Genomic DNA, 23,584 nt, shown 5'->3' with positions numbered 1-23,584 from the left:
GCCTCCGGCACCTGTTCGCGGTCACCTCGTTCGGGACCGCCCGACCCCGCGCCGTCGCACGTCCCCCCACCGGCGCAGCGACGATGGATTCCCAGATCTCACAGCCCTCTCAGGCACCCCAGTCACCTCATACGTTCCAGGTCGACCTGCGCGGCCTCGTGGACCTCCTCTCCCATCACCTCTACTCCAGTCCCAAGGTCTACCTGCGCGAACTCCTGCAGAACGCCGTGGACGCGATCACCGCCCGCCGCGCCGAGCAGCCGGACGCGCCCGCCCAGGTGCGGCTGTTCGCCGAGAACGGCACCCTGCGCGTGGAGGACTCCGGGATCGGGCTCACCGAGACGGACGTGCACAGCCTCCTGGCGACGATCGGCCGCAGTTCCAAGCGGGCCGACGGCCTGGAGTCGGCCCGTTCCGACTTCCTCGGCCAGTTCGGCATCGGTCTGCTCGCCTGCTTCGTGGTCGCCGAGCGCATCCGGGTGGTCAGCCGCAGCGCGCGTACGCCCGACGCGCCGCCGGTGGAGTGGACGGCGACCGACGACGGCTCCTACCTGGTCCGTACCCTGCCGCCCGAGGCCCGCGCCGAACCGGGCACCACCGTGTACCTGGAGGCGCGCCCGGGGACCGCCGACTGGCTGACCGGGGAGCGGGTGCTGTCGTTGGCCCGGGACTTCGGTTCGCTGCTGCCGTACGACGTCCGGGTGGGCGACGAGACGGTGACGGACCTTCCGGCGCCCTGGGACCGCGCGTACCCCAGTCCCGCCACCCGGAGGGTCGCCCTGGCGCGGCACTGCCACGACCTGTTCGGGTTCACACCGCTGGACTCGATCGAGCTGAACGTGCCGCTGGCCGGGATCCGCGGGGTGGCGTACGTGCTGCCGGCCGCGGTCAGCCCCGCCCAGCGCGCCGGTCACCGCGTGCATCTGAAGGGCATGCTGCTCACCGAGCGGGCCGAACAGCTGCTGCCCGACTGGGCGTTCTTCGTGCGCTGTGTCCTGGACACGGACAGTCTGCGGCCCACCGCGTCCAGGGAGTCGCTGTACGAGGACGAGACCCTGGCGGGCGTACGGGAGGCGCTGGGCGAGCGGATCCGGTCCTGGCTGACCGGGCTCGCGGCCGGAGATCCGGAGCGGCTGGCCGCCTTCCTGTCGGTGCATCACCTGGGAGTGAAGTCCCTGGCGCGGCACGACAGCGAGATGCTGCGCACGATGCTGCCGTGGCTGCCCTTCGAGACCACCGACGGGCAGCTGTCCCTCGAGGAGTTCGCCCAGCGGCATCCGGTGGTGCACTTCACGCGGACCGTGGAGGAGTACCGCCAGGTCGCGCCGATCGCGTCGGCCCAGGGCGTGGGTGTCGTCAACGGCGGCTACACGTACGACAGCGAACTGGTCGAGGCGCTGCCGTCGGTGCGCCCGGGGACGGTCGTGGCAGAGCTGGACGCCGACACGGTGACCGCGCATCTGGACGTGGTCGACCCGGCGGAGGAGCTGGCCCTGTCGGCCTTCCTCGGGACCGCGCGGGCGAAACTCGACCCCCTGGGGTGCGATGTCGTCCTGCGGGCCTTCCACCCGCTCTCCGTGCCCGCGCTGCACCTGGACGACCGGACGTCCCGCCACGAGCAGGCCCGCGCGGACGCCGAGGAGCAGGCCGACGACCTGTGGGCGGGCATACTCGGCTCGCTGCGCGGCAGCGCCCCGCGCGCGCGTCTGGTGCTCAACCACCTCAACCCGCTGGTCCGGCGGATCAGCGCACTCCACGACCGGGAACTGATCGGCACGGCCACGGAGTCGATCTACGGGCAGGCCCTGCTGATGGCGCAGCGTCCGCTGCGGCCCGCGGACTCGGCGCTCCTGAACCGGGCGTTCATGGGCCTCCTGGAGTGGGCCACCCACAGCGACCCCCCGGAGGATGGCCACCGATGAGCCGCGCCATGGACTTCGAGACGCTGCGCCGGGCGATGCAGGAGAACTACGAGCAGCCGGAGGGCCCCGCCCGCAACGCGCGCGCGGAGCAGCTGCTCACCGAGGCCGAGAGCCTGAACATTCCGCTCGCCGTGATCGAGGCGCTCGGCCACCAGCTGAAGGTCTACAACTACAGCTCCGAGAAGGACAGGATGTTCGTCCCTTTCGCGCGCCTGCTGCGCATGTGGGACGAACGGCCCGAGGACTTCGACTGGTACGAGATCCACTCCCTGCACTGGGTGTTCAAGTGGGTGTCCTCAGGGATGCTCGGTCAGCCGCACATACCGCTCGCCTCCATCGAGAAGTGGCTCGGCGAGATGGAGCACCGCTACCGGCTCGCCGGACACTCCGAACGGGCCGTGCGCGGCGCCGAGTTCAGTGTGGCCCGGGAGGTCGGAGACCTCGCGCGGGCCGAGCGCGCGTACGCCGCGTGGCTCGCCGCGGACCGGGACCGGATGGCCGACTGCCACGCCTGCGAACTGCACGACCAGGGCAGGTGGCGTGCCGAGCGGGGCGCGGACGCCGAGGCCCTTGAACTGTGGCGGCCGGTCCTGGAGGGCGAGTACACGTGCGCCCACGAACCGCACGCCGTCCTCGCGTCCTCGCTGCTGCCCCTGCTGCGCCTCGGCCGCCCGGACGAGGCACGGGCCCACCACCTGCGCGGTTTCCGGCTCGTGCGCCCCATGGAGAGCATGCGCGGCGCGTACGCGGACCACGTGGAGTTCTGCGCGCTCACCGGCAACGAGGCGCGTGCCCTGGAGCTGCTCGCGGAGCGGCCGGCGTACTTCACGGACGGCGGGGAGCCGCGCAGCCGGATGGACTTCCTGGCCGTGGTCGCCCTGCTGGCGGACCGGCTGACCTTCCTGGGGCTCAGCGAGCAGACCATGCCGGGCCCGGCCGGCCGTGCCTGGACCGCGAGCGAACTGGCCGCCCACGCGCGCGTGGAGGCCCTTTCCCTGGCCGGGCGATTCGACGAGCGCAACGGAACGACGCAGGTGAGCGAGCGGGTCCGCAAGCGCGTGGACCAGCGGCCGCTGGTGGAGCGCCTGCCGCTGGGCGTACACGCCGCGCGGACCGTCACCGCTCCCGTGCGGCCCGCTTCCGGACAGCAGACGCACGGGCAGCAGCAGCCTGGGCCCTCCGCCGGCGCGGGACCTGATCTGCCCGCGCTGCTCGTCGAGGCCCGCCGGCTCTCGGAGTCACTGCACCCGGAGTCCGTCGCGGCGTGGGCGGCGGTCGCCGGGGCCGCCGGGGACGAGGTACTCGCCCCGCGCGACCGCGCGGAGATGACCGACCACGAGGCGATGGGCCGCGGCCCCGAGGGCGTGGAGCTGTTCGCCCGCGCCGCCGAGCTGTACGAGGAAGCGGGCGACCCGGGCGAGGCCCTGGCGGCACGCGCGCGTGGAGCGTACGTACTGGCCCTGTCCGGCCGGAGCGACAAGGCGCTGGCCGCGGTCTCGGAGCCGTACGAGCTGGTGCTCGCGCTCTTCGCGGAGGGCGGCACCGGGGTCGGGCAGGCCGCTTCCGTGCTGGTCGCGAGGGCCCGGATCCTGCTGCAGCGGGTGCACGAGGCGGCGGAGACGAACGGGACGGGTGACGGGTCCGAGGCCCTGGCCGCCGCGGAGACCGCCGCCCGGGAGCTGTTGGCGCTCGCCGGGCCGGACGCCGGGCCGGACGCCGAGGGCGATCTCCTGGTCGCCGCGCGTGCCGCGGAGGCACAGGCCATGCTCGGGGAGCTCGCGGCGCACTCCGGGGACGCGGAGAGGGCCGCGGAGCTGCTCACGCGGGCCTCGGAGGCGTTCGTCGCCGCCGGGCTGCCGTGGTTCGCGGTGGAGTACGAGGCCCGGCTGACCGGGCTCGCGCGCCGGCTGGGCGACGCCGAGGCGGCCGAGCGGGCGGCCCGGGCGGCGCTGGAGCACGGGGCCTCCTTCGTGGAGCCGGCCGGTCATGCCCAGCTGCATCTCCAGCTGGCCGAGATACTCGGCGCCACCGGACGGTTCGGGCCGGCCGCGGACCACGCCCTGGAGGCGTCGCACTGGGCCGACGAGGGCGGCGAGAGTGCCACGCTGGGCGCCTGGGCACGACATCAGCTGGGCGGCTTCCTGCTGCGTCGGGGGCGCTGGGCGGAGGCAGCGGAGGTCTTGGAGTCCGCGCTGATCGAGCTGAGCGCGCGGACCCACGGCGACGGGGCGATCGTGCAGACCCGGTGGTGGCTCGGCGACTGTCTCACCGAGCTCGGGGAGCACCGCGGGGCCGCCGAACACTGGCTCCGGGCCGCCGACATCGCCCGCCAGTGGCCCGAGCAGCACGACCACGCGACGCTGGCCCACCTCGCCGCCGAGGCCCTCGGCCACGCGGGGCTGCTCCCTGAGGCGGCGCAGGCCTACGAGCGCGCCGGTGACCTCTGGCGCACCCTCGGCAACGTCCACGGGCTGATCCGCTCGCTGCGGGCCCGCGCGTGGCTGGCGGTGCGCGCCCAGGACCCCGAGGGGCCGAAGGACGCCGGGCTCGACGTGGCACGGGAGTTGATGGGCAGGGCTGTCGCCGCGTGCGAGGCCGCCCTGCTCGGCAGTGCCGCAAACGAGGAAGGTGACGAAAGCGACGAGGCGCGCGAGGCCCGCGAACAGCTTGTGTCCGAACTCGCCCACACGCACCGGCAGTTCGGTGACCTGGTCGCCCGTTCCGTGCCCGACGACGCCGAGGACGCGACGATCCACGCCCTGTTCGAGGAGGCGCTGGCCCACCTCACGTCGGCCGTCTCCGGCTTCCTCATGCTCGGCGAGGACGCCCTCCACGACCGCACGAGCGCCCAACTGGCCGCCGGGTGGCTGGAGGCCGACCTGGAGCACCCGGACCGGGCGGCGGCACACGCGCGTGCGGTGCTCGCCGCTTACGCCGACATGGGCACCCCCGCTCCCGCTCCCGCCCCCGACGCCGACGCCGACGGGACAGTGGCGGCTCGTCGCGCCGAGGCGGAGCGGCTGTTGCAGGCCACGGAGTCAGGCCTGACAGGCACGACAGTCACGACAGGCACGACAGACGTGTCGGACGTATCTGATGTGCCTGATGTATCTGATGTGCCGGACGTGTAGGGGCTACTCCACGCCGATCAGCAGCAGCGCTCCCTGGCGTCCGCCCCGGTACACGACCGTGTCCACGGCCAGGTACGACTCCCGGACCCGGGCTTCGAGATGGTCCGCGATCGCGTCGGGAGCGTCGTCACCGAGGACCAGGGTGACCATCTCGCCGCCCGCCGCGAGCATCCGGTCGAGGACCGTCTCGGCGGTGGCCGTGATGTCGGAGCCGATCACGGCCACGTCGCCCTCGATGAGGCCGAGGACGTCGCCGGCCTGGCAGATGCCGGCCATGGTCCAGGACTGGCGTTCCGCGACCTCCACCTCGGCGTACCGGGTCGCGCCCGCGGCCGAGGTCATCGCGACCACGTCCTCGTCGAAGCGCCTCTCGGGCTCGTGCACGGCGAGCGCGGCGATCCCCTGCACCGCGGAGCGCGTGGGGATCAGCGCGACCCGCACGCCCTCGGTCCGGGCCTGCTCGGCCGCCGCGGCCGCGGTGTGACGCAGTTCGGCGTCGTTCGGCAGCAGCACCACTTCGAGCGCGTGGGCCCGCCGGACCGCCTCGACGAGCTCCCCGCTCGCCGGCGGCTCCCCGGGGCGTGCGAGGACCGTGGTGGCCCCGGCCTCCGCGTAGAGGCGCGCGAGGCCTTCTCCGGGGACTACGGCCACGACCGCGCGCTGTGCCCTCTCCCGGACGGGCCGGACGGTCGAGCCGGTCGTGTGCGCGTCGGCCGGCCCGAAGTGCGTGATCCGGATCCGGTGCGGCCGGCCGGCCTCGACTCCCGCCTCCACGGCCGCGCCCGCGTCGTCGACGTGCACATGGACGTTCCACAGTCCGTCCCCGCCGACCACGACGAGCGAGTCCCCGAGCGCGTCGAGCCTGCCGCGCAGCCGCGCCACGGCCGCGTCGTCCGCGTCCAGGAGGTAGATCACCTCGAACGCGGGGCCGCTCTCCTCCGGGGCGGGCCCGCCGCCGTCCCCGCATCCCGGGGCCGTCACGGCCGAGTCGGCCCCCACGCGCGCGTGCGACGCGAGGACCGGCACCGCTCCCGCCGCGGGAGCCTCGCCCGTGAACGTCTCCACCAGCGCCGCCAGCACGGCCACGAGTCCGCGTCCGCCCGCGTCGACCACCCCGGCCCGCTCCAGGACCGCGAGCTGCCCGGGGGTCGCCGCGAGTGCCGCCCGCGCACCCTTGTAGGCGGCCCGCGCGACCGCCGCGCAGTCCTGCCCTTCAGCGGCGGCGGCCGCTTCGGCGGCCGCCGAGGCGACCGTGAGGACCGTGCCCTCGACCGGGTGCGCGACCGCCTGCCTGGCCGCGTCGGACGCGTGCCGGAGGGCAAGCCGCAGGCCCCGGCCGTCGGCCTGTGCGGTGTCGGTCCGTACGGGGGTCTGTGCGAAGTCGGTCTGTGCGGTATCTGTGTCCGCGGCGAGCACCTGGGCCATGCCCCTCAGGAGCTGCGCGAGGATCGTTCCGGAGTTCCCGCGGGCCCCGATGAGCGCGCCGTGCGCCATGGCCCGTATCGCGTCGGCGAGCGTGGGCGGCTCGATCACCGGCCCGCTCACCGGCCCGCTCACCGGCCCGCTGCGAAAGGTGTCGGGTCCCGCGGCGCCACCGGAGGCGGAAACGGCGGCGTGCGCCGCGAAGACCGCCTCGACGGCCGCGGCCGCGGATTCGACGGTGAGATAGAGGTTGGTGCCGGTGTCCCCGTCCGCGACGGGATAGACATTGATCGCGTCGATCTCCTCGCGCGCGCGGCCGAGAGCCCGCAGCGCGAGTCCGCTCCAGGCGCGTACCGCGGATGCGTCCAATGTCTGCGGCACCTGCGGCACCTGCGCCTCCTTGAGCAGCCGAACTGGACAGCCGGACCGAGCAGCCGAACGTCCGACGCAGCGTAGACCCAGGTGGGTGGGGTTCGTACCGGAAGAGGGCCGGGAGGGAGCCTGCACGGAACATGGTAGTTTCGTTGTACGGACGCAGTCGTTGTATGCTGCTCCGGTTGCCCGATCTCATCGGGCCTTCCCCCTGGCAGCGCCACTTCAGATCCTAGATCTTGATCCCGGCATGCCGGGATCCACCGTAAGTGCATCTGAAGTCTTTGGAGTGACCCGTGGCTGCCAACTGCGACGTCTGTGGCAAGGGGCCGAGCTTCGGCAACAGCATCTCGCACTCGCACCGCCGTACGTCCCGTCGCTGGAACCCGAACATCCAGCGCGTACGTACCGTGGTCAGCGGGACGCCGAAGCGCGTCAACGCTTGCACCTCGTGCATCAAGGCCGGCAAGGTCTCACGCTGACGCTCTGCCAGCGCGCGGCCACTGCCGGTTCTCTGCTCAAAGCCGGTCCACCTCACCGTGGACCGGCTTTTTGTTATGCCGGTGGCCGTCATGCCGGTGTCTGTCATGCCTGTGGGTGCTCGGGCCGCCACCGCCATCCGTGATCCACCGGCCCGATCCCGCCCCCCAGCGCGAACCCGGCCCCGATCGCGCCGGTGACGTACTCCTTCGCCGCCACGACCGCCTCCGGCACCGACCGCCCCCGCGCGAGTCCCGAGGCGATGGCACTCGCGAGCGTGCATCCCGTGCCGTGGGTGTGCCGGTTGTCGAGCCGGGGCGCGCGCAGCCAGAGTTCCTCGGAGCCGTCGGTCAGGAAGTCCACCGCGTCACCGCTCAGGTGACCGCCCTTGATCAGCGCCCAGGCCGGCCCGTACGACAGGACAGCCGCCGCCGCCCGCCGCATCCCGTCCTCCGACTCGACCCGTACGCCCGTCAGCTGGGCCACCTCGTCGAGGTTCGGTGTCGCCACCGTCGCCACGGGCAGCAGCTTCGTCCGTACGGAGTCCAGCGCCGACGAGGCGAGCAGGGGGTCGCCGTGCTTGGAGACACCGACCGGGTCGACGACGGCGGGCGCGTCGGTGCCGCCTATCAACTCGGCGACGGTCTCGACGAGTTCGGCGGAGGACAGCATGCCGGTCTTGACCGCCTGGACGCCGATGTCGTCGACGACGCTGCGGTACTGGGCGCGCACCGCCTCCACCGGCAGCTCCCAGGCGCCTTGTACGCCGAGGGAGTTCTGCGCGGTGACGGCGGTGAGCACGCTCATGCCGTGCACGCCGAGCGCGAGCATGGTCTTCAGGTCGGCCTGGATCCCGGCCCCGCCACCGGAGTCGGAACCCGCGACCGTCAGAACGCGGGGCGGAACACGGGGCAGTACAGGGGGCGGGGCGCTCATGACTCGATGTCCCCGAAGTGGTCCCAGCCGCCCTTGCTGGTCCACGGCGCCCCGTCGACGGTGACCTGGGGCAGCGCCGACGGGTTGAGGACCTCGCCGATCACCTTCCAGCGGGCGGGCAGCTTCACGTCCGCCGGGAAGGTCGCCACGATCGCATGGTCCTCACCGCCGGTGAGCACCCACTGGATCGGGTCGACCCCGACGGCCTGCCCGATGTCGTTCATCTGCGTGGGGATGTCCACGGCGCCGGAGCGGATGTCGATACGCACCTTGCTGGCCTCGGCGATGTGCCCGAGGTCGGCGATCAGCCCGTCACTGACGTCCGTCATGGAGGTCGCGCCGAGCCCGGCGGCCGCGGGGCCCGCGTGGTACGGCGGTTCCGGTCGCCGGTGCGCCTCGACGAAGGCGCGCGGCGAGCGGAAACCGCGGGAGAGCACGGCGTGCCCGGCCGCGGACCAGCCCAGCCAGCCCGTCACGGCCACCACGTCGCCGGGCCGGGCGCCGGCCCGGGTCACCGGCTCGTGGTTGCGCAGGTCACCGAGCGCGGTGATCGCCACGGTGATGGTGTCGCCGCGTACGACGTCTCCGCCGACCACGGCCGCACCCGCGACCTGGCACTCGTCGCGCAGGCCGTCCATCAGCTCGGAGGGCCAGGTGGCGGGCAGTTCGGCCGGGACGACCAAGCCGAGCAGCAGCGCGGTCGGCACGGCGCCCATGGCGGCGATGTCCGCGAGGTTCTGCGCGGCGGCCTTGCGCCCGACGTCGTACGCCGTGGACCAGTCGCGCCGGAAGTGCCGCCCCTCCAGGAGGATGTCGGTACTCGCCACGACCCTGCGGTCGGGGGCGGCCACCACGGCCGCGTCGTCACCCGGCCCGACGCGTACCGCCGGGGTGGTGGTGAGCCGAGAGATGAGCTCCTTGATGAGCCCGAACTCCCCCAACTCGCCCACGGTTCCCTTCACCGAGTCTCACCTGTTCCCTTCGTGCCCATGAACTCGTGCCCCATGAACTCGTGTCCATGAACCGAGCTGTCTTTTGACCGGGAGTCCGCCCGGTCGCGGTCCCTCTCATACCTCGGTACGGTCGAGTCGGCCGTCAACCTGTGCGGCCCGTGTACCCCGGCGCGCAAGCCCCCGCCCTCGCGGGTCTCCCCGTGGCGCACGGCGACGCGATACCGTGGCGTTCCTTTTCCCCACATGATCCTCGTGGCCGCCCTGGAGGTTCCGTGGTACAGGCGTACATCCTGATCCAGACGGAGGTCGGCAAAGCGTCGACCGTCGCCGAGACGATCAGCAAGATTTCGGGGGTGATCCAGGCCGAGGACGTGACAGGACCGTACGACGTGATCGTGCGGGCCCAGGCCGACACAGTCGATGAGCTCGGCCGCATGGTGGTCGCGAGAGTCCAGCAAGTGGACGGCATCACTCGCACCCTGACCTGCCCGGTCGTGCACCTGTAGCCCCCGTCTACGCTGGGCCGGTGGACCTCTTCCGTCACCGGCGTGCTTCTCTGGTCGGGCTGCGTGCCCTCGTCCTGCTGATCGCTGCCACCGGCTGCTCCTCAGCAGACGACAACGCCCCGACCTCGGTTCCCAGTCCGGGCACGAAGGCCACCAAGCTGTGTCAGAACCTCGACAAGTCGCTGCCACGGAAGGTGGACGGCCTCGATCGGGAGGATCCCGAGCCCCGGTCAGCACTGACCGCGGGCTGGGGAAGCCCGGCGATCATACTGCGCTGCGGGGTCTCGCGGCCCGCGAAGATGGTCGACCCCGAGGTGGCCAACGGCAACGACCCGACGGCGATCGGTGGCGTCGTGAACGGTGTCGACTGGCTGATGGAGAAGCGGGACGACGGAGCGACCCGCTTCACCTCCGCTCAGCGTCTCGCGTACGTCGAGGTGACTGTGCCCGACGGGCGGGACACGTCCTCCGTGCTGGTTGATCTGGCCGGGGCGGTCAAGAAGGCGGTCCCTGAGGGAATCGCGGACTGAGATCGCCACGGTCGCCCGTCGACCGCTACCGCAGGCCGGTCGGCCTGCGCAGCGCCGCCTGGATCAGGCGGTCCACCAGTTCCGGGTAGGGCACTCCGGTGGCTTCCCACATCTTGGGATACATCGAGATGGGGGTGAAGCCGGGCATCGTGTTGATCTCGTTGATCACGAACCCGCCGTCCTCCGTGAGGAAGAAGTCCGCGCGGACCAGGCCCTCGCAGGACGCGGCCTCGAAGGCGTCGACGGCGAGGCGCCGGACCTCGGCGGTCTGCTCGGGAGTGAGCGGCGCGGGCACGATACCGGGGGTCGAGTCGATGTACTTCGCCTCGAAGTCGTAGTACGCGTGCGACTGCACCGGCGGAATCTCGGCCGGCACGGAGGCGCGGGGGCCGTCCTCGAAGTCCAGCACCCCGCACTCGATCTCCCGGCCGCGCAGCAGCGCCTCCACGAGGATCTTCGGGTCGTGGAGGCGGGCCGCGGCGATCGCCTCGTCCAGTCCCGACAGGTCGTCGACCTTGGTGATGCCGATCGACGACCCCGCGCGCGCGGGCTTCACGAAGAGCGGCCAGCCGTGCTCCGCCGCGAAGTCGACGATCTTCTTGCGGGCCGCCGCCTCGTCCTGCTCCCACTCGCGGGGACGGATCACCACGTACGGGCCGACCGCGAGCCCGAAGGAGGTGAGCACCCGCTTCATGTACTCCTTGTCCTGGCCGACGGCCGAGGCAAGCACGCCCGAACCGACGTACGGGACACCGGAGAGCTCCAGCAGACCCTGAAGGGTGCCGTCCTCACCGTACGGACCGTGCAGCACCGGGAAGACGACGTCGACCTCGCCGAGCGCCTTGGGCACCGAACCGGGCTCGCTGTAGACCACTTCACGGTTGGCGGGGTCGACGGGCAGGATCACGCCGCCCTCGCTCGACTCGGCGAGTTCCTCGACGTCGGGCGTACGACGCTCGGTGATCGCCATGCGTTCCGGTTCGTCGGCGGTGAGCACCCAGCGGCCCTGCCGTGTGATGCCGATCGGCAGGACGTCGTACTTGGTCCGGTCGATGGCCCGCAGGACAGCTCCGGCGGTGACCATGGAGATCCCGTGTTCGGAGCTGCGCCCGCCGAAGACGATGGCCACGCGAGGCTTGCGAGGCGGCTGCTCAGGGCTCTGGGGGAGATTCTCGATGCTCATATCGGGTTGAGAATACCCGTTGGTAGGGCATCGGGTCAGCGTCCGTGGGGCCCGGTCGCTCAGCGTCGCGCGGACGGTCGCTCAGCGTCGCCCGGACACCCTCGGCGCCGTTCGCTCAACGCCGTTCGTTCAGCGCCGTTCGGGCTTGGCGCTGCGCGACATCATTTCCTTGAGGGCGACGACCGGCGGCTTGCCCTCGTGGACGATGTCGACGACGGTCTCCGTGATGGGCATGTCGACTCCGTGCCGGCGCGCCAAGTCCAGTACGGACTCGCAGGACTTGACGCCCTCGGCGGTCTGCCTGGTGACCGCGATGGTCTCCTGCAGAGTCATGCCTTTGCCGAGGTTCGTGCCGAAGGTGTGGTTGCGCGAGAGCGGCGAGGAGCACGTCGCCACGAGGTCGCCCAGGCCCGCGAGTCCGGAGAACGTCAGCGGGTCCGCGCCCATCGCGAGCCCGAGCCGGGTCGTCTCCGCCAACCCTCGTGTGATGAGGGACCCCTTGGCGTTGTCGCCGAGCCCCATGCCGTCCGCGATGCCGACGGCGAGGCCGATGACGTTCTTGACCGCGCCACCCAGTTCGCAGCCCAGCACGTCGGTGTTGGTGTACGGACGGAAGTACGGCGTGTGGCAGGCGGTCTGGAGCCGCTGGGCCACCCCTTCGTCGCTGCACGCGACCACGGCGGCGGCCGGCATACGGGCGGCGACCTCACGGGCCAGGTTGGGCCCGGTGACCACGGCGATCCGGTCGGCCCCGACCTTCGCGACGTCCCCGATCACCTCGCTCATCCGCATCGCGGAGCCGAGTTCGACACCCTTCATGAGGGAGACCAGTACCGTGCCGGGCGCGAGCAGCGGCGCCCATTCCGCCAGGTTTTCGCGCAGTGTCTGCGAGGGCACGACAAGCACCGTGAAGTCGGCGTCGTGGGCGGCCTCGGCGGCGTCCGTGGTGGCCCGCAGATTCTCCGGGAGTTCGATGCCCGGCAGGTAGTCGGGGTTGGTGCGGGTGGAGTTGACCGCTTCCGCGATTTCGGCCCGCCGTCCCCACAGCGTCACGTCGCACCCGGCGTCGGCGAGCACCATGCCGAAGGCCGTGCCCCACGATCCGGTCCCGAAGACGGTCGCCTTGACGGGCCTGCCGGATGTCGTCACTTGCCGTGCCCCTTTTCGTGCTCTGCCTCGGTCATCTCCCGCACGGTCTTTCCCCGCACGGCCTTTTCATGCTCTTGCCGGTCTTCGTGCTCTTCCCGGCCTTCCCGCTTCCCCGTCCTGGGCTGCTGCCCGCCGCGCACCCTGCGCGGGTCGTACGGCGTGACGGGCGACTTCTCACCGCGGATCAGCTCCAGCTGCGCGGTGATCGCGGCCATGATGAACTCGGTCGCCTCCTTCAGCAGGACCGGGGTCATCTCCTCGCCGTAGAAGCGTGAGAGGTCGACGGGCGGGCCCGCGAGCACATGGTGTGTCTTGCGCGGCCAGAGGTCGGGCTTCTTGGCGTACGGAGCCAGCAGGTGGTTGGCGCCCCACTGTGCCACCGGGATGACCGGGCACCTGGTCTGCAGCGCGACCCGCGCGGCACCCGTCTTACCGGTCATCGGCCACAGGTCGGGGTCGCGGGTGAGGGTGGCCTCGGGATAGAAGGCGACGCACTCGCCACGCTCCACGGCCTCGATCGCGGCTCGGTAGGCGCTGAGCGCGTCCGAACTCTCGCGGTACACCGGGATCTGCCCGGTCCCCCGCATGGCCGCCCCGACGAAACCGCTCTTGAAAAGCCCGCTCTTGGCCAGGAACCTCGGAACCCGACCCGTGTTGTACTGGAAGTGCCCGTACCCGAACGGATCGGCGTGTGAATTGTGGTTCACCGCGGTGATAAATCCGCCCTCGGCAGGAATGTTCTCCATTCCCCGCCAGTCCCGCTTGAGGAGAACCACCAGCGGCGGTTTGCAGAGGAACGCTGCGAAGCGGTACCAGAAGCCGATTCTGCGGCGGGACACGCGAACACCTTCCTCCTGGACCTGGGGAGCCGCACAAGTGTCGCCCCAGGTCGTCTGTCTGTCGAGAACACCGTACGCCCCGGCCCCGGGCCCGCCCCGGTGTACGGGTGACAATGGGTGCGACAAGAGAGGGACTGAACGCTCGTGCAGTGGACCTTGGTCGTACCCCTCAAAGCCCTGGCGCGGGCGAAGAGCAGGCTCGCGGACACCGCGGCCGACGGTTTGCGCCCGGGACTCGCCCTCGCCTTCGCACAGGACACGGTGGCGGCGGCGCTGGCCTGCCCGGGAGTCGCAGATGTGGCAGTAGTCACGGGCGATGCGCTGGCCGGGCGCGAGCTGACCGCCCTGGGTGCCCGGATCGTCCCGGACGAGCCTGGCGGCGGGCTGAACGCCGCCCTGCGGCACGCGGCGACGGTCGTACGCGCCAGGAACCCCCGGACTCCGCTGGCGGCCCTGAACGCCGATCTGCCCGCTCTGCGCCCTCTGGAATTGGCCCGCGTACTCACCGCGGCCGCCGAATTCCCCCGCGCTTTCCTCCCTGACGCCGCCGGATTCGGCACCACTCTCCTGGCCGCGTCCCCGGGCCGCGAATTGCTCCCCGCTTTCGGAACCGATTCCCGGGTCCGTCACCGCGCCTCGGGTGCCGTGGAACTCCTTCTGCCCGCGGTGGATTCCGTACGCCAGGATGTGGACACGGGTGCGGACCTGCGAGCGGCTCTGGCCCTCGGTGTGGGTCCGCGCACGGCGACAGCGGTACAGCTCCTGAAGACATCGAGCGCATAGGGTTCCCCCATGCAGGCGACCGCGTACACATACGACTCCGACACCCGCACCGGCCAAGTGCTGCTGGACGACGGCACTCCCGTCCCCTTCGACGCCCCGGCATTCGACAAGGGCGGTCTCAGACTGCTCCGTCCGGGCCAGCGCGTACGGATCGAGGTCGAGGGCGAGAAGGACGACCGCCGCATCACCCTGGTGACCCTGCAGACTTTCTGAGTGCAAAGCTTCTGCGCGCGGAAGTTCTGCGTACGGAACGTCTGCGTGCGGAACTTCTGAAAACGCCGCGGGCCGGGCTCCCCCGTGGAAGCCCGGCCCGGCGCGTTTATGCCGTGCGCCCCTGTCTACCTGCGGGCGGTGGCCTTCTTGGCGGTGGTCTTGCGGGCCGCCGACTTCTTGGCCGGGGCCTTCTTGGCCGCCGCCTTCTTCGCGGGGGCCTTCTTCGCCGCCGCCTTCTTGGCGGTGGTCTTCTTGGCCGTGGTCTTCTTGGCGGCCGCGGAGGTCTTCTTCGCGGTCGTCTTCTTGGCCGTGGCCGTGGTCTTCTTGGCGGCCGCGGAGGTCTTCTTCGCAGTCGCCTTCCTGGCCGTGGCCGTGGTCTTCTTCGCGGCTCCCGTCGCCTTCTTGGCAGTGGTGGCCTTCTTGGCCGCGGCCTTCTTGACCGTGGCGGAGGCGCCGCCGGTCAGGCTGCCCTTGGGCGCCTTCTTGACCGCGACATCGTTCTTCGGGAGCTTCTTCGACCCGCTCACCAGGTCCTTGAAGCCCTGGCCGGCACGGAAGCGCGGCACGGAGGTCTTCTTGACCCGCACGCGCTCTCCGGTCTGCGGGTTGCGGGCGTAACGGGCCGGACGGTCCACCTTCTCGAAGGAACCGAAGCCGGTGACCGAGACCCGGTCCCCGCCGACAACTGCACGCACCACGGCGTCCAGTACGGCGTCGACCGCGTCGGCGGCCTGCTGACGCCCGCCGACCTTGTCGGCAATCGCTTCTACGAGCTGCGCCTTGTTCACGTCTTCCCCTTCGGAGACATTGCCAGAACGAAAGTGTTCAAGCTTTTTCGCACGTTAGGCAGATATATACCGCAAATCAAACACGAAACGGGCTAATCACCCTTGTGCCGCAACGAACTGGGACTGTCGCCAAGTTCCTCAGCGTTCCTCTTCGGGGATTCGGCCCTCGTAGAGGTCCGCTGTGAACCGCTCCAGACGCCTTGTCGCATCGGCGAGATCATGTTTGGCCACGGCCGTAATGACCAGCAGCTTCCGGGTCAGCGCCATTCGTACGCCCTCCGGGACTTGCAGTGCGCGCACCGCTGCGTGCGCTTCCTTGAGTTGGGACGCGACCGCCACATAGAGCTCGAGTTGGCCGTCGTGTTCCATGCACAGATTGTGCCATCTGGGGCGAGTTGTCGCCTGCGCAGGGGGTAACTACCGCCTCCCGAGGGCCTCCCGCACACCTCTCCACAAGGCTCTGCCGAGTTTCGGCTACCCCATCAAGGCCCCTTGAAACAAGGGTAGTTGAGGCCAACCACAAAGGCCGGAACACCCCTTCCCAAGGCAGACACAGATGTACCCCCAACCGTCCACGATTGGGGGTACAGAGGCCTGTTGCCCTGGCTGAAATCAGCCTTGCGGGTTCGGCTCCGATCAGACCTGAACGGTCCGCGGCTTGTAGGACGGCCTCTTGGACTCGTACGCGGAGATGTCCGTCTCGTTCCGCAGGGTGATGGAGATGTCGTCCAGCCCGTTCAGCAGCCGCCAGCGGGCGTTCTCGTCGAGTTCGAAGCCGGCCGTGATGCCCTCGGCACGTACCTCACGGGCCTCCAGGTCGACCGTGACCTCGGCCTCGGGGTCCTTCTCGGTGAGCTCCCGCAGCGCGTCCACGATCTCCTGCTCCAGAACCACCGTGAGCAGGCCGTTCTTCAGCGAGTTACCGCGGAAGATGTCTGCGAAGCGGGACGAGACGACGGCCTTGAAGCCGTAGTTCTGCAGTGCCCACACGGCGTGCTCACGCGAGGAGCCCGTGCCGAAGTCGGGTCCCGCGACGAGGACCGTGGCGCCCTTGCGCTCGGGCTGGTTGAGGACGAAGGACGGGTCCTTGCGCCAGGCCTCGAACAGCCCGTCCTCGAAACCGTCCCTGGTCACCTTCTTGAGCCAGTGGGCGGGGATGATCTGGTCGGTGTCGACGTTGCTGCGGCGCAGCGGGACCGCCCGGCCGGTGTGCGTGGTGAATGCTTCCATGGCTCTCAGACTCCAGCGGGCGTACGGACGTCGGCGTCGGACAGGTCGGCGGGGGACGCCAGATGGCCCAGGACCGCCGTCGCGGCGGCGACCTGCGGCGACACCAGATGCGTACGGCCGCCCTTGCCCTGCCTGCCCTCGAAGTTGCGGTTGGAGGTGGAGGCGGAGCGCTCACCGGGGGCCAGCTGGTCGGGGTTCATGCCCAGACACATCGAGCAGCCCGCGTGCCGCCATTCGGCGCCGGCCTCCTTGAAGACCAGGTCCAGGCCCTCGGAGACGGCCTGCAGACCGACGCGCGCGGAGCCGGGGACCACCAGCATCCGTACACCGTCGGCGACTTTGCGGCCCTCGACGATCGCCGCGACGGCGCGCAGGTCCTCGATGCGTCCGTTGGTGCACGAACCTACGAAGACGGTGTCGACCTTGATGTCGCGCAGCGGTTGTCCGGCGGTCAACCCCATGTATTCCAGGGCCTTTTCGGCGGCGAAGCGTTCCGAGGCGTCCTCGTACGAAGCCGGGTCGGGGACGGCTGCCGAAAGCGGTGCGCCCTGGCCGGGATTGGTGCCCCAGGTGACGAACGGCGCGAGGGAGGCGGCGTCGATGACGACCTCCGCGTCGAAGTCCGCGTCGTCGTCCGACTTCAGGGTCTTCCAGTACGCGACGGCGGCGTCCCAGTCCTCGCCCTCGGGGGCGTGGGCGCGGCCCTCGATGTACGCGAAGGTGGTCTCGTCGGGGGCGATCATGCCCGCGCGGGCGCCGGCCTCGATCGACATGTTGCAGATGGTCATCCGGGCCTCCATCGAGAGTTTCTCGATGGCGGAGCCGCGGTATTCCAGGATGTATCCCTGGCCGCCGCCGGTGCCGATCTTGGTGATGATCGCCAGGATCAGGTCCTTGGCCGTGACGTCCTCGGGCAGTTCGCCGTCGACCGTGATGGCCATGGTCTTGGGGCGGGCCAGCGGCAGCGTCTGGGTGGCCAGCACGTGCTCGACCTGGGACGTGCCGATGCCGAACGCCAGCGCGCCGAAGGCGCCGTGCGTGGAGGTGTGGGAGTCACCGCACACGACCGTGGTGCCGGGCTGGGTCAGGCCCAGCTGCGGGCCCACGACGTGCACGACGCCCTGTTCGACGTCGCCCAGCGAGTGCAGGCGCACGCCGAAGTCGGCGCAGTTCTTGCGGAGCGTCTCCAGCTGGGCCCGGGAGACCGGGTCCGCGATGGGCTTGTCGATGTCGAGGGTGGGGGTGTTGTGGTCCTCGGTCGCGATGGTGAGGTCGAGCCGGCGCACGGGGCGCCCCGCCTGGCGGAGACCGTCGAAGGCCTGGGGGCTGGTCACCTCGTGCAGCAGGTGCAGATCGATGAAGAGAAGGTCGGGCTCGCCCTCCGCGCGCCGGACGACGTGGTCGTCCCATACCTTCTCCGCGAGTGTCCTACCCATCGCTTTCCCTCCGGCCGGCCTGTGTCGGCGCCGGCCCAACTAGAGATTTCCGGGGCGGCGGCGTCCGTACCCCCGGTTCCGGACGCCTGCCGCCAGGCCCGTTGGTCCGCGGGCCGTGTATCTATCAGGGTGGCGCGTTCCACGGAAAATTGAACTTGCGTTTCACAGAGTGAGACGCGAGTATCGTTTCATGGACAACAGTAGCGGCGTCGGCGTTCTGGACAAGGCAGCCCTTGTCCTGAGCGCACTGGAGTCCGGTCCGGCCACCCTCGCGGGCCTGGTCGCGGCGACCGGACTGGCACGGCCCACGGCACATCGCCTCGCCGTGGCACTTGAGCACCACCGGATGGTGGCGCGTGACATGCAGGGCCGTTTCATTCTCGGCCCCAGGTTGGCGGAACTGGCCGCGGCAGCGGGCGAAGACCGTCTCCTCGCCACGGCGGGCCCGGTGCTCACCCATGTCCGCGACCTCACGGGTGAGAGCGCGCAGCTCTACCGCCGCCAGGGGGACATGCGTATCTGTGTCGCCGCGGCGGAGCGCCTGTCGGGCCTGCGGGACACGGTCCCGGTCGGCTCGACGCTCACCATGAAGGCGGGCTCCTCGGCCCAGATCCTGATGGCCTGGGAGGAGCCGGAGCGTCTGCACCGCGGCCTCCAGGGCGCCCGCTTCACGGCGACGGCCCTGTCGGGCGTACGGCGCCGGGGCTGGGCCCAGTCGATCGGCGAGCGCGAGCCGGGCGTCGCGTCCGTGTCCGCACCGGTGCGCGGGCCCTCGAACCGTGTGGTCGCCGCCGTCTCGGTGTCCGGTCCGATCGAGCGCCTGACGCGCCACCCGGGGCGGATGCACGCCCAGGCGGTCATCGACGCGGCCGCGCGCCTGTCGGAGGCACTGCGCCGCACCAGCTGACACCGCATCCACCGGCTGCCCCGTCCGGCGCCGACTGGCACCGGCTGACACCGGCTGACACCGGCTGACACCGCAAGTCGACTCCCCGGCCGATCGCTTCAACGCCGCAGCGAACGGCCGGAGTTGATGACCTCACGGTACGCAGCACAGAGCCGACGGAAGCCGCGACACGAAAAAAGCCCTCCCCTGTTGCTGGGGAGGGCTTCCTCTATATATACGTGTACCCCCGACCGGATTCGAACCGGCGCTACCGCCTTGAGAGGGCGGCGTGCTAGGCCGCTACACAACGGGGGCCTGAGATCACAAATGATCCTGCTGGGCTACCAGGACTCGAACCTAGAACAACGGAACCAGAAACCGTCGTGTTGCCAATTACACCATAGCCCAATGATGGTCTAGACCACCCTGTACCCCCGACCGGATTCGAACCGGCGCTACCGCCTTGAGAGGGCGGCGTGCTAGGCCGCTACACAACGGGGGCCCTAGCGATCCTGCATGAGAGTCAGCGGGTGCGACCCGAACTGTCCCCCTGGGAAGGATCTGTACCCCCGACCGGATTCGAACCGGCGCTACCGCCTTGAGAGGGCGGCGTGCTAGGCCGCTACACAACGGGGGCCTTGCAGAGTTGGTCTCTGCCATGCAGATAAGCTCTGCGAGCTGGCCTACCAGGACTCGAACCTAGACTAACGGAACCAGAAACCGTCGTGCTGCCAATTACACCATAGGCCACTGAAACTCAACCCCCGTGGGAGTTTTGTTTTAGCTTGCATCTCCGGCTTGTGGCCTTTCGGCCCGCTCTCCGGCGGCGCAGGAAGAACATTACCTGAAGGTGGACGGCGCTCCAAAACGGGTATCGGGCCGGAGGATCGCGGGGAGTTCGGCCAGCGAGACGATCCGGCGCGGGCGGGCGAACCGATCCCCCGACCGGCCGGTCGGCCGGTCCGTCGGCCGGTCCGGTGCGGCGTCCGGACCGGTGGGTGTGACGGCACTCGCGCCGGTGCGGTCGATCCAGACCGAGAACAGTCCGGCGTCGGCGGCGCCCCTGCCGTCGATCTCCGGGTGGTCCCCGATGTAAGCGACCTGGTGCGGTGGCAGTTCCAGGGCCTCGCAGGCCGCGTGAAAGGCCTCAGCCGCAGGCTTCGAGACACCCAGTTCGGCGGCGCACAGCACCGATTCGAAGCGCTCCCGCACACCGAGGACGCGCAGTTTGTGGTCCTGGACACGCAGGCTGGAGTTGGAGAGCACGGCGTGGCGGTGGCTGCCCGCCAGGAGGTCGAGGACGGGCAGGACATCCGGGAACAGCGCCCAGGCCGTCTCGTAGTGGTTCAGATACCGGACGAACCAGTCTTCCGCCTCCGTGTCGGTCAAAGGCCGCCCCAGGAACGCCCGCACCCGGTCCCGGCGGCCGCCCTCCCAGTCCACGTTTCCCGCCGCGAACCTCGCCCACTGCTGGTCGGTGAGCTCGCGCCAGCGGTCGAGGGCCTGCCCGACGGACGCGTACACGTCCAGCAGACCCTCGGCCGCCAGATGTCCGCGCATACCGACGCGGTCGGCTGTGGTGTAGTCGAAGATCGTGTCGTCCACGTCCCACACAACGGCTGCGATCGTCATGCTCCGACGGTACCTCCGGCACCGCTCCCGGCGGGATGCGGGAAGGGGCGGCATCCGACGCGGATGCCGCCCCTTCCCTTTCCCTTGCAACTGTTCCGTCGCCCCGCACGAACTGTCCCGTACGGCGTCTACGCGGTCAGCTTCGCCAGTGCGGCGTCGATCCGGCGCAGCGCCTTCTCCTTGCCCAGGATCTCCAGCGACTCGAAGAGCGGCAGGCCGACCGTGCGGCCGGTGACGGCGACGCGGACCGGGGCCTGGGCCTTGCCCAGCTTCAGGCCGTGGGCCTCGCCGGCTGCCAGCACGGCCTCCTTGAGGGCTTCGGCGGAGGTCCAGTCCGCGGACTCCAGCTTCTCGCGGGCCGTCCGGAGCAACGCGTCCGAGCCCTCCTTCATCGCCTTCGTCCAGGACGCCTCGTCGACGGCCGGCTCCGGGAGGAACAGGAAGTCGACGTTGTCGGTGATCTCGGAGAGGACCTTGAGGCGAGTCTGGGCGTGCGGGGCGATCGCGTCCCACTTGGCGGAGTCGAAGTCCTCCGGCGCCCAGGGGGCGAAGGGGGCCCGCAGCCAGGGGGCGCAGCGCTCGGCGAAGTCCTTCACGTCGAGCAGCCGGATGTGGTCCGCGTTGATGGCCTCGGCCTTCTTGAGGTCGAAGCGGGCCGGGTTGGGGTTCACGTCCGAGACGTCGAAGGCGGCGACCATCTCCTCGATGCTGAAGATGTCACGGTCCGCCGAGAGCGACCAGCCGAGGAGCGACAGGTAGTTCAGCAGGCCCTCCGGGAGGAAGCCGCGCTCCCGGTAGAGGTTCAGCGACGACTCCGGGTCGCGCTTGGAGAGCTTCTTGTTGCCCTCGCCCATCACATACGGGAGGTGGCCGAAGGCCGGGGTCTCCTTGGCGATGCCCAGCTCGGTCAGCGCCTTGTAGAGGGCGATCTGGCGGGGGGTGGAGGAGAGCAGGTCCTCGCCGCGCAGGACGTGGGTGATCTCCATCAGGGCGTCGTCGACCGGGTTGACCAGCGTGTAGAGCGGGGCGCCGTTGGCGCGGACGATGCCGTAGTCCGGCACGTTCTCCGGGAGGTAGGTGATCTCGCCGCGGACCAGGTCCGTGAAGGTGATCGCCTCGTCGGGCATGCGGAAACGGACGATCGGGGTGCGGCTCTCGGCCTCGTACGCGCTCTTCTGCTCGGCGGTCAGGTCGCGGCAGTGGCCGTCGTAGCCGGACGGCTTGCCGGCGGCGCGGGCGGCGTCCCGGCGGGCGTCCAGCTCCGGCGTCGAGCAGTAGCAGTGGTAGGCGCGGCCGGCGTCCAGGAGCTTCTGGGCGACGTCCTTGTAGAGGTCCATGCGCTGCGACTGGCGGTACGGCGCGTGGGGGCCGCCGATCTCGGGGCCCTCGTCCCAGTCGAAGCCCAGCCAGCGCAGCGAGTCCAGGAGTTGCCCGTACGACTCCTCGGAGTCGCGGGCCGCGTCGGTGTCCTCGATGCGGAAGACGAACGTGCCGCCGGTGTGGCGGGCGTACGCCCAGTTGAACAGGGCCGTGCGGACCAGTCCCACGTGGGGGTTGCCGGTCGGGGACGGACAGAAACGGACGCGGACAGTCGCGTTAGCCACGCTTGATCACCTTGTTGGCGAGAGTGCCGATGCCTTCGATGGTGACGGCGACCTCGTCGCCGACACTGAGCGGGCCCACCCCTGCCGGGGTGCCCGTGAGGATCACGTCGCCGGGAAGCAGCGTCATGGCCTCGGTGATGTTGACGATCAGATCCTCGATGGAGTGGATCATCTCGCTGGTGCGGCCGAGCTGGCGCTGTTGGCCGTTGACCGTGCACTGGATGGTGAGGTCGGACGGGTCGAGGTCCGTCTCGATCCAGGGGCCGAGCGGGCAGGACGTGTCGAAGCCCTTGGCCCGGGCCCACTGCTTCTCGCGCCGCTGGACGTCGCGTGCGGTGACGTCGTTCGCGCAGGTGTAGCCGAGGATCACGTCCTTGACGCGGTCACGCGGGACCTCTCGGCACATACGGCCGATGACCACGGCCAGCTCGGCCTCGTGGTGCAGTTCCTCGGAGAAGGAGGGGTACGCGATGTCGTCGCCGGAGCCGATCACCGAGGTGGACGGCTTGAAGAAGGCGAACGGGGCGTCGGGCACCTCGCCGCCCATCTCCTTGGCGTGCTCCGCGTAGTTGCGGCCGAAGGCCACGACCTTGTTGGGGAGCACGGGCGGCAGGAGCCGGACCTTGCTCAGCGGGACCTTGGTCCCGGAGAGCTCGAAGTCCGCGAACGGGATGCCCTTGATGATGTCGAGCACGAGGCCGTCGGTCGATCCAGGAGGGCTCTGACCCTCGACCGCACCGAACGCGACGTAGCCGTCGATGGAGAATCTGGCGATGCGCACGGTGTCCTTGCGCCCCTCACTGAGCTGGCCGGAGTCTGACGCTCCAGGCTAACGCGGCAAGGGGCGGGCGCCTCGCGCGTGTCCCGCACGGATGAGGTCGGGGAGCCCGTGGGAGGCTTACTCGGTGGTCGTCGCCGCGACCGGGACGTCCATCAGGATCGTGCGCCGGGGGTTGGCGGTCTGCGTGGGGAGTTCGACGTTGTGCTCCCACTGCTCCGGCTGCTCCGGCGTACGCGGCTCTTCGGCGTCCTCCAGGTGCGCCAGCGTCGTGCGGCGCGGGTTGGCTATGTCGCGGAACATCATCGTCGTCTTCATCTGGGGTTACAGGCCCTGTTCCATAGAGGCGCCGAACGGGTTCGGAAACCGTCACGTAGGCGCGGGTTGTCGGATTTGCCATCCCTGTAAAGCGTCAGGCTAAACATTCGCTTCCCTGTCGAAGCCGTGAAGACGCCGTGATCGTCGTGTGAGTTTCCTCACTTGCTGCCAGGCAAATCGGTCAATCCAGACTCTTGACTCGGGGTCGCAAAACAGGCATTACGCCACGGAAGACATCATTCCGCTCCTGATCATCGCGACTGGGACACCGTCTACCCAAGAAGGTCTCGTCCCCTTGTGTCCGAAATGGATGAGATCACTTTCTACGTCTCGTGACGCCGCCCTCACAACGTGTCACGGTGGTCACAGCATGACCCATGGGCCTTGTTGGAGATCCGCCACTGTGCTGGAATTCCTCGGACCGCCGCAGGAACGAACCGGCGCGCAGGGGCGCAACGCAGCGCCGAGTGGCGGTGGGACAGAGGAACCTGCG

The 23,584-nt window shown here is 70.3% G+C and carries 22 protein-coding genes and 5 tRNA genes; 8 read left to right on the top strand and 19 right to left on the bottom strand.

Going from position 1 to position 23,584, the window contains the following annotated elements; all coding sequences use genetic code 11:
* Positions 1-83 precede the first annotated feature (83 nt).
* Complete coding sequence (locus AB0D14_RS10460; RefSeq protein ID WP_362776777.1) at positions 84-1,922, top strand: HSP90 family protein; 1,839 nt, start codon at positions 84-86, stop codon at positions 1,920-1,922.
* Entirely contained in the window at positions 1,919-5,053 is a 3,135-nt protein-coding gene (locus AB0D14_RS10455; protein WP_362776776.1) for a tetratricopeptide repeat protein, read from the top strand. Before AB0D14_RS10460 ends, AB0D14_RS10455 begins: the two co-directional genes overlap by 4 nt.
* A gap of 3 nt (positions 5,054-5,056) precedes the next feature.
* Here the strand turns inward: AB0D14_RS10455 and AB0D14_RS10450 are convergent, their stop codons facing one another.
* Positions 5,057-6,865, bottom strand: coding sequence for a DAK2 domain-containing protein (locus tag AB0D14_RS10450; protein ID WP_362776773.1), 1,809 nt, complete (start codon positions 6,863-6,865; stop codon positions 5,057-5,059).
* Between the two features lie 278 nt (positions 6,866-7,143).
* Here AB0D14_RS10450 and rpmB point away from each other — a divergent pair, with 278 nt between their 5' ends.
* Positions 7,144-7,329: a 50S ribosomal protein L28 gene (gene rpmB, locus AB0D14_RS10445; RefSeq protein WP_107021922.1), complete on the top strand. Its 186-nt coding sequence runs from the start codon at positions 7,144-7,146 to the stop codon at positions 7,327-7,329.
* A 103-nt stretch (positions 7,330-7,432) separates the two neighbouring features.
* Here the strand turns inward: rpmB and thiD are convergent, their stop codons facing one another.
* Together thiD and AB0D14_RS10435 are read right to left on the bottom strand one after the other, a co-directional pair.
* Positions 7,433-8,263, bottom strand: a complete 831-nt coding sequence (thiD, locus tag AB0D14_RS10440) for a bifunctional hydroxymethylpyrimidine kinase/phosphomethylpyrimidine kinase (protein WP_362776771.1) — start codon at positions 8,261-8,263, stop codon at positions 7,433-7,435.
* Positions 8,260-9,225 (bottom strand): thiamine-phosphate kinase, encoded by a 966-nt coding sequence (locus tag AB0D14_RS10435; protein ID WP_362776769.1) that lies wholly within the window; start codon positions 9,223-9,225, stop codon positions 8,260-8,262. Before AB0D14_RS10435 ends, thiD begins: the two co-directional genes overlap by 4 nt.
* 263 nt (positions 9,226-9,488) lie before the next feature.
* On the opposite strand from AB0D14_RS10435, the gene AB0D14_RS10430 reads away from it, so the two are divergent.
* Positions 9,489-9,722 (top strand): Lrp/AsnC ligand binding domain-containing protein, encoded by a 234-nt coding sequence (locus AB0D14_RS10430; protein WP_107021925.1) that lies wholly within the window; start codon positions 9,489-9,491, stop codon positions 9,720-9,722.
* Positions 9,723-9,742: 20 nt separating this feature from the next.
* Positions 9,743-10,252 carry a DUF3515 domain-containing protein gene (locus AB0D14_RS10425; protein WP_362776767.1) on the top strand — a complete coding sequence of 170 codons (510 nt, stop codon included), beginning with the start codon at positions 9,743-9,745 and terminating at the stop codon, positions 10,250-10,252.
* A 25-nt stretch (positions 10,253-10,277) separates the two neighbouring features.
* Here the strand turns inward: AB0D14_RS10425 and AB0D14_RS10420 are convergent, their stop codons facing one another.
* From AB0D14_RS10420 to AB0D14_RS10410, 3 genes are all read right to left on the bottom strand, one after another.
* A complete protein-coding gene (locus AB0D14_RS10420; RefSeq protein ID WP_362776765.1) occupies positions 10,278-11,435 on the bottom strand; it encodes a D-alanine--D-alanine ligase family protein in 1,158 nt (385 codons plus the stop codon).
* Positions 11,436-11,564: 129 nt separating this feature from the next.
* Entirely contained in the window at positions 11,565-12,584 is a 1,020-nt protein-coding gene (locus AB0D14_RS10415) for an NAD(P)H-dependent glycerol-3-phosphate dehydrogenase (protein WP_362776763.1), read from the bottom strand.
* Entirely contained in the window at positions 12,581-13,423 is an 843-nt protein-coding gene (locus AB0D14_RS10410) for a lysophospholipid acyltransferase family protein (RefSeq protein ID WP_362776760.1), read from the bottom strand. The genes AB0D14_RS10415 and AB0D14_RS10410 overlap by 4 nt, the downstream gene beginning before the upstream one ends.
* A gap of 144 nt (positions 13,424-13,567) precedes the next feature.
* Between AB0D14_RS10410 and cofC the strand changes: the two genes are divergently transcribed.
* Both cofC and AB0D14_RS10400 read left to right on the top strand, forming a co-directional pair.
* The gene (gene cofC, locus AB0D14_RS10405; protein ID WP_362776758.1) at positions 13,568-14,206 is read left to right on the top strand and encodes a 2-phospho-L-lactate guanylyltransferase; all 639 of its coding nucleotides are present in this window, start codon (positions 13,568-13,570) and stop codon (positions 14,204-14,206) included.
* A 9-nt stretch (positions 14,207-14,215) separates the two neighbouring features.
* Positions 14,216-14,419 (top strand): hypothetical protein, encoded by a 204-nt coding sequence (locus AB0D14_RS10400; protein ID WP_362776755.1) that lies wholly within the window; start codon positions 14,216-14,218, stop codon positions 14,417-14,419.
* Between the two features lie 125 nt (positions 14,420-14,544).
* Here AB0D14_RS10400 and AB0D14_RS10395 read toward each other — a convergent pair whose 3' ends face one another.
* From AB0D14_RS10395 to leuC, 4 genes are all read right to left on the bottom strand, one after another.
* Complete coding sequence (locus tag AB0D14_RS10395) at positions 14,545-15,207, bottom strand: HU family DNA-binding protein (protein WP_362776754.1); 663 nt, start codon at positions 15,205-15,207, stop codon at positions 14,545-14,547.
* Between the two features lie 138 nt (positions 15,208-15,345).
* Positions 15,346-15,576, bottom strand: coding sequence for a hypothetical protein (locus tag AB0D14_RS10390; RefSeq protein WP_362776752.1), 231 nt, complete (start codon positions 15,574-15,576; stop codon positions 15,346-15,348).
* Positions 15,577-15,843: 267 nt separating this feature from the next.
* Complete coding sequence (gene leuD, locus AB0D14_RS10385) at positions 15,844-16,437, bottom strand: 3-isopropylmalate dehydratase small subunit (protein ID WP_362776750.1); 594 nt, start codon at positions 16,435-16,437, stop codon at positions 15,844-15,846.
* A 5-nt stretch (positions 16,438-16,442) separates the two neighbouring features.
* A complete protein-coding gene (leuC, locus tag AB0D14_RS10380) occupies positions 16,443-17,873 on the bottom strand; it encodes a 3-isopropylmalate dehydratase large subunit (protein WP_362776748.1) in 1,431 nt (476 codons plus the stop codon).
* 190 nt (positions 17,874-18,063) lie between these two features.
* Here leuC and ndgR point away from each other — a divergent pair, with 190 nt between their 5' ends.
* Positions 18,064-18,780 (top strand): IclR family transcriptional regulator NdgR, encoded by a 717-nt coding sequence (ndgR, locus tag AB0D14_RS10375; RefSeq protein ID WP_362776746.1) that lies wholly within the window; start codon positions 18,064-18,066, stop codon positions 18,778-18,780.
* Between the two features lie 221 nt (positions 18,781-19,001).
* On the opposite strand, the gene AB0D14_RS10370 is transcribed toward ndgR, so the two are convergent.
* The 9 genes from AB0D14_RS10370 to AB0D14_RS10330 form a co-directional block, all read right to left on the bottom strand.
* Positions 19,002-19,074: transfer RNA gene (locus AB0D14_RS10370), tRNA-Glu, on the bottom strand.
* Positions 19,075-19,095: 21 nt separating this feature from the next.
* Positions 19,096-19,167 (bottom strand) — tRNA-Gln (locus tag AB0D14_RS10365).
* Between the two features lie 21 nt (positions 19,168-19,188).
* Positions 19,189-19,261, bottom strand: a tRNA-Glu gene (locus tag AB0D14_RS10360).
* 62 nt (positions 19,262-19,323) lie between these two features.
* Positions 19,324-19,396: transfer RNA gene (locus tag AB0D14_RS10355), tRNA-Glu, on the bottom strand.
* A gap of 41 nt (positions 19,397-19,437) precedes the next feature.
* A tRNA-Gln gene (locus tag AB0D14_RS10350) sits at positions 19,438-19,509 on the bottom strand.
* Positions 19,510-19,599: 90 nt separating this feature from the next.
* Positions 19,600-20,391, bottom strand: a complete 792-nt coding sequence (locus AB0D14_RS10345) for an HAD family hydrolase (protein ID WP_362776744.1) — start codon at positions 20,389-20,391, stop codon at positions 19,600-19,602.
* Positions 20,392-20,519: 128 nt separating this feature from the next.
* On the bottom strand, positions 20,520-21,995 hold the full coding sequence (gene gltX, locus AB0D14_RS10340; RefSeq protein WP_362776742.1) for a glutamate--tRNA ligase: 1,476 nt from the start codon (positions 21,993-21,995) through the stop codon (positions 20,520-20,522).
* Positions 21,988-22,776, bottom strand: a complete 789-nt coding sequence (locus tag AB0D14_RS10335) for a fumarylacetoacetate hydrolase family protein (protein ID WP_362776741.1) — start codon at positions 22,774-22,776, stop codon at positions 21,988-21,990. Before AB0D14_RS10335 ends, gltX begins: the two co-directional genes overlap by 8 nt.
* A 117-nt stretch (positions 22,777-22,893) precedes the next feature.
* Positions 22,894-23,091: a hypothetical protein gene (locus AB0D14_RS10330; protein ID WP_362776738.1), complete on the bottom strand. Its 198-nt coding sequence runs from the start codon at positions 23,089-23,091 to the stop codon at positions 22,894-22,896.
* Positions 23,092-23,584 lie beyond the last annotated feature (493 nt).

This window comes from Streptomyces sp. NPDC048484 (assembly GCF_040651415.1).
GTDB lineage: Bacteria > Actinomycetota > Actinomycetes > Streptomycetales > Streptomycetaceae > Streptomyces.
Note: the sequence above shows the minus strand (reverse complement) of the source record. Positions and strands in the feature narration are given on the sequence as shown.